The organism is Geodermatophilus chilensis, assembly GCF_002802985.1.
Lineage (GTDB): Bacteria > Actinomycetota > Actinomycetes > Mycobacteriales > Geodermatophilaceae > Geodermatophilus > Geodermatophilus chilensis.
The window spans coordinates 1-3956 of the sequence record NZ_NVPT01000272.1; the positions used below are offsets into that span (position 1 = coordinate 1).

Here is a 3956-nt window from a genome sequence, read left to right on the forward strand (position 1 = left end):
CCTGTCCGCACACACCCTTCGCGGTTACGTCGGCGACGCGGTCTGGCTGCTCGACCACCTGGTCCGGCGCGGTGGCACGCGGATCGAGGACATCGACCTCGCGACGCTGCGCAGCTGGCTGGCGCACAACCGCACCCGTGGCGCCGGGCGGGCCACCATCGCCCGGCGGGCGGCATCGGCCCGCTCCTTCACCCGCTGGCTGCGACGGGCCGGTCTCACCTCCGAGGACGTGGGCCTGCGACTGGTCAGCCCCAAGGCCCACCGCACCCTGCCGGAGGTGCTCGCTCCGGACCAGGCGCGGGCCGTGGTGGACTCGGCCGCCGGGGCGGAGGACCCGGTCGGCCTGCGCGACGCCGTCGTCCTCGAGCTGCTCTACGCCAGCGGCATCCGGGTGAGCGAGCTGGTCGGCCTGGACGTCGACGACGTCGACCGCGACCGCCGCCTGCTGCGGGTGCTGGGCAAGGGCCGCAAGGAGCGCACCGTCCCCTACGGAGCCCCCGCCGAGCGGGCGCTGGACGCCTGGCTCACCCGCGGCCGCCCTGCTCTGGCGACCGAGCGCTCGGGGCCGGCGCTGCTGCTGGGCGTGCGCGGCGGCCGGCTCGACCCGCGTGAGGCGCGCCGCACCGTGCACACGGCGGTGGCGGCCGCGCCCGGTGCCCCGGACATCGGCCCGCACGGGCTGCGCCACTCGGTGGCCACGCACGTGCTCGAGGGCGGCGCGGACCTGCGCCTGGTGCAGGAGCTGCTCGGCCACGCCAGCCTCGCCACCACCCAGCTCTACACCCACGTGACCGTCGACCGGCTCCGTGCCGTCCACGCCCGAGCGCACCCGCGCGCCTGAGAGGACTGCCGTCCGTGTCTGACAGAGTTGCCCTGCGCGCCATCGGATGGCGCACCACCACCGTGCCCACCCCGAGGTCCTCCGCCAGGAGCCTCCGACAGTCGGGAGCGCAGACCGTGACCGAGGCCGCCACCCACCGGCTGAACGAGACCCCGGACGACGCCGACGCCGCGCTGGTCGAGCTGTGGGCCGCCTACGTCGCCGACCGGGCGCCCGAGCTGCGCGACCGGCTGATCCTGCACTACGCGCCGCTGGTGAAGTACGTCGCCGGCCGCGTCGGCAGCGGCCTGCCCGCGCACGTGGAGCAGGCCGACCTGGTCTCCTACGGCACCTTCGGCCTCATCGACGCCATCACCCGCTACCAGCCCTCGCGCGAGGTCAAGTTCGAGAGCTACGCGATGGCCCGCATCCGCGGCGCAATCATCGACGAGCTCCGCAGCACCGACTGGATCCCCCGGTCGGTGCGGATGAAGGCGCGGCAGTTCGAGCGCACGGTGGCGACGCTGGAGAGCCGGCTGCAGCGCAGCCCCACCGAGGAGGAGGTGGCCGCCGAGATGGAGATGGACGTCGAGGAGGTCCGCAAGTTCCTCGGCCAGCTCTCCCTGGTCAACGTCGTCGCCCTCGACGAGCTGCTCTCCGACGACGAGGGCGGCGCGCCCCGCCTGGTCGACACCCTGCGGGACACCAGCGCGCTGGACCCGCAAGCGATGGCCGAGCACGGCGAGGCCCGGCAGCTGCTGGCCCGCGCGGTCGAGCAGCTGCCCGAGCGGGAGAAGGTCGTCGTCAGCCTCTACTACTTCGAGGGCCTGACCCTGGCCGACATCGGCCGCGTCCTCGGCGTGACCGAGAGCCGCATCTGCCAGCTGCACACCAAGGCGGTGCTGCAGCTGCGCACCAAGCTCGCCGACATCGCGTGACGACGACCCAGGGAACATCGCCGCGAGCGACGAGCGAGGAGCGCACCGGGGTGCGCAGTCGCGTCAACCGGATGGCCTGACCGGTGGTGCTCGAGCACGCGCTGCTGCCCGTGCGACCCGGGACGGAGGCCGACTTCGAGGCGGCCTTCGCCGAGGCCCGGGCGGTCATCGCGGCCAGCCCCGGCTTCCGGCGGCTGACGCTGTCCCGCTGCCTCGAGCGGCCCGGCACGTACCTCCTCCTGGTCGAGTGGGACCGTCTCGAGGACCACACCGAGGGCTTCCGCGGCTCGGCCGGCTACCAGCGCTGGCGGGATCTGCTGCACGCCTTCTACGACCCCTTCCCCACGGTGGAGCACTTCCACGAGGTGCTGACCGCCACCCCTACCGACGGCGTTCCGAGCGCCTGACGAGCTCAGCCCATCGGCAGCAGCCGGACCTCCGGCGGCTCCAGCAGCGACAACGGGTCGAGGTAGACCTCCCCGCGTCGCAGCCCCCAGTGCAGGCAGGCCGCGACCGGGCAGTCGGCGTGACCGCCGGCCAGCGTCCCCAGCACCGCGCCGCGGGTTACCAGCTGCCCCGCGCCGACCACGGCGTCCACCGGCTCGTACGTCGTCCGCAGGCCCTCGGCGTGGTCGACGCTGACCACCGGCCGCCCGGCCACCATCCCGGCGAAGACGACGACCCCGTCCCCGGCCGCGACCACCGGTGATCCCGGCGCCCCGGCCAGGTCCACGCCGCGGTGCCCGGCGCCGTACCGGTCCGCTGGCGGGTCGAACGGGCGGGTGACCGCGCCCTCCACGGGCCGGGACCAGAGACCGGCCGGGACCTCGTCGGCCACCGGGGGCGCGGCGACGGCGCCCCCGGCGGGCAGCAGCAGCGGGACCAGGAGGAGGACGGTGAGCAGCGGTCGGCGCACCGGGGGAGCGTGCGGTTCCGGGACGCCGGACGGGGTGGGCGACCGCGGTCTGTGGACGGCCCGACCGCTGGGGAGGACCGCCGGCGACGGGGCGTATGCTGACGACCGCGACCCGTCTGCGACGGGTCGACTTCGCGCGTCCTCTCGCCCGCTGGCAGCAGCGGGACGGTCGCCACCCCGGTCCCCGCGGTTCCCCGCGGGGTCGTGGCGGCCCGGACGCCAGGGCGGAGCGCCACCCGGTGCCCGCGACAACCGAGGAGCGCGGCCCGCGTGGCCGCGCTCAGAGAACAGAGAGGCTGCGGCCATGGCAGTCGTCAGCATGAAGCAGCTGCTCGACAGCGGCGTCCACTTCGGGCACCAGACCCGTCGCTGGAACCCGAAGATGAAGCGGTTCATCTTCACCGAGCGCAACGGCATCTACATCATCGACCTGCAGCAGACGCTCGGGTACATCGACAACGCCTACGAGTTCGTCAAGCAGACGGTCGCGCACGGCGGCTCGATCCTGTTCGTCGGCACCAAGCGCCAGGCGCAGGAGGTCATCGCCGAGCAGGCGCAGCGGGTCGGCATGCCCTACGTCAACCAGCGCTGGCTGGGCGGCATGCTCACCAACTTCTCGACCGTCCACAAGCGGCTGCAGCGGCTCAAGGAGCTCGAGGACATGGAGCAGACCGGCGTGCTGGTCAGCCTGTCCAAGAAGGAGCAGCTCGTCCTGAGCCGCGAGAAGGCCAAGCTCGAGCGCAGCCTCGGCGGTATCCGCGACATGCAGAAGGTGCCCAGCGCCGTCTGGATCGTGGACACCAAGAAGGAGCACATCGCCGTCGGCGAGGCCCGCAAGCTCAACATCCCGGTCGTCGCGATCCTCGACACCAACTGCGACCCCGATGAGGTCGACTACAAGATCCCGGGCAACGACGACGCCATCCGCAGCGCCGCGCTGCTGACCCGCGTCATCGCCGATGCCGTGGCCGAGGGCCTCATGGCGCGCTCGGCCGCGCAGGCCAACGCCGGCCGTGAGGACGGCGGCCAGCCGGCCATCGGTGGCGACGAGCCGCTGGCCGACTGGGAGCGCGAGCTGCTCACCGGCCAGCAGGGCGAGACCACCGGCGACGCGGCGGCCACCCCGCTGCCCGAGACGCCGGCCGAGCCCCCGACCGTGACCGCGGCCGAGGTCGCCCCCGTCGAGGGCGTCCCCGCCACCGGCGACACGACCACCGGCACCCAGGGCGCCCAGAACGGCTGAAGAAGGACCCCCTGCCCCCCACCGTGGAAGGACCCCGTC

At 73.9% G+C, this 3956-nt stretch carries 5 protein-coding genes; 4 read left to right on the plus strand and 1 reads right to left on the minus strand.

Going from position 1 to position 3956, the window contains the following annotated elements; all coding sequences use genetic code 11:
* The 3 genes from CNO22_RS26035 to CNO22_RS26045 form a co-directional block, all read left to right on the plus strand.
* Positions 1 to 841, plus strand: an 841-nt coding sequence (locus CNO22_RS26035) for a tyrosine recombinase XerC (RefSeq protein ID WP_100502145.1), incomplete at its 5' end; no start/stop codon positions are given.
* Positions 842 to 957: 116 nt separating this feature from the next.
* Entirely contained in the window at positions 958 to 1758 is an 801-nt protein-coding gene (whiG, locus tag CNO22_RS26040; protein ID WP_100502146.1) for an RNA polymerase sigma factor WhiG, read from the plus strand.
* A gap of 83 nt (positions 1759 to 1841) precedes the next feature.
* On the plus strand, positions 1842 to 2165 hold the full coding sequence (locus CNO22_RS26045; RefSeq protein ID WP_100502147.1) for an antibiotic biosynthesis monooxygenase family protein: 324 nt from the start codon (positions 1842 to 1844) through the stop codon (positions 2163 to 2165).
* 5 nt (positions 2166 to 2170) lie between these two features.
* Here the strand turns inward: CNO22_RS26045 and CNO22_RS26050 are convergent, their stop codons facing one another.
* Positions 2171 to 2674 carry a murein hydrolase activator EnvC family protein gene (locus CNO22_RS26050; RefSeq protein ID WP_100502148.1) on the minus strand — a complete coding sequence of 168 codons (504 nt, stop codon included), beginning with the start codon at positions 2672 to 2674 and terminating at the stop codon, positions 2171 to 2173.
* 304 nt (positions 2675 to 2978) lie between these two features.
* Here CNO22_RS26050 and rpsB point away from each other — a divergent pair, with 304 nt between their 5' ends.
* A complete protein-coding gene (rpsB, locus tag CNO22_RS26055; RefSeq protein WP_100502149.1) occupies positions 2979 to 3917 on the plus strand; it encodes a 30S ribosomal protein S2 in 939 nt (312 codons plus the stop codon).
* Positions 3918 to 3956 lie beyond the last annotated feature (39 nt).

What these genes read in the sequence shown, in the direction of transcription:
- rpsB (WP_100502149.1), top strand. Translation starts at nt 2,979, where the DNA reads ATGGCAGTCGTCAGCATGAAGCAGCTGCTCGACAGCGGCGTCCACTTC.